We start from the raw sequence: 1144 nt of genomic DNA, 5'->3' as shown, positions 1-1144 counted from the left end.
GTCGAAGGCCTCGTCGGAGGTCGCCGCGGCGTAGGCCGGCAGCGACTCCCGGATCTTCTGCTTCGAGACCGGTCGCCGCGCGGACTTCAGCGCGAGGATGAGGTTGAGCAGCCGTTCGGTCTTGTCGGCCGAGGCAGACGCAGGGCTCATCGAGACCTTCCTGAAGGGGCAGCGGCGCGTGGGGGCAGTCCGACGCTACCCGAACATGCGATCGAATAGGGTCACCCCATGATCCAGTGGCGCCGGGGTGTCGTGCTCGAGGTCCGCTCCCGCTGGGCGGGAGCGGTCGAGTATGCCGTCCGCCTCGCCTCGGGTGACGTGGTGCGTGCGCTCGGCTACGTCGAGGTCGTCGGCAGCCTCGGTCCGGGCACCGCGGTGCTGCTCAACACGACGGCCCTCGAGCGCGGACTGGGCACGGGTGGCCTGGCCATCGTCGTCGCGGCCCCGGACGCGCTCCCCCGCCCCGTCGACGACGTCACCGCGGTGCGCGGGCACGTCGTCAAGGCGCGCTACACGCCGTCGCAGACGATGGTGCTCGGCGTCGACGAGCAGGAGAGCGAGCACCACCCCGTCCTCGCCGACGCGGACGACCTCGCCGGGCTTCCGGTCGTCGTCGCTGACCTGCACTCGGCGCTCCCGGCCGTGCTGGCGGGTCTGCGCGAGGCCGCGCCGGGAGCGCGCGTCGCGTACGTCATGACCGACGGCGGCGCCCTGCCGATCGACTTCTCCCGTACGGTGGCCGGGCTGCGCGAGGCCGGCTGGCTCGAGGCGTCGATCACCGTCGGGCAGGCCTTCGGGGGCGACCTCGAGGCCGTCAACGTCCACACCGGCCTGCTGGCCGCGCACCACGTCGTGGGCGCCGACGTCGTCGTCGTGTCCCAGGGACCGGGCAACCTCGGGACGGGCACGCGCTGGGGCTTCTCGGGCACCTCGGCCGGCGAGGCCGTCAATGCTGCCGGGACGCTGGGCGGCCGGCCCGTCTGCTCGCTGCGGATCTCGGAGGCCGACCCGCGCGAGCGGCACCGCGGCGTCTCGCACCACAGCCTGACGGCATACGGCCGGGTGTCGCTCGTGCCCGCCGACGTGCCGGTCCCCCTGCTGCCGGGGAGCGKCGGGGCGTTGGTGCGGGGCCAGGCGCGTGCGC

At 74.3% G+C, this 1144-nt stretch carries 1 protein-coding gene; it reads left to right on the top strand.

Translation table 11 applies throughout. From position 1 onward, the window contains the following. Positions 1 to 228: 228 nt before the first annotated feature. On the top strand, positions 229 to 1144 hold a 916-nt coding region (locus tag AC1DP0_RS22125; RefSeq protein ID WP_478088775.1), incomplete at its 3' end, for a DUF3866 family protein.

This window comes from Terrabacter sp. P5_B1 (assembly GCF_056400505.1).
The sequence above is the reverse complement of the archived record's forward strand: the minus strand, read 5'-3'. Positions and strand labels throughout refer to the sequence as shown.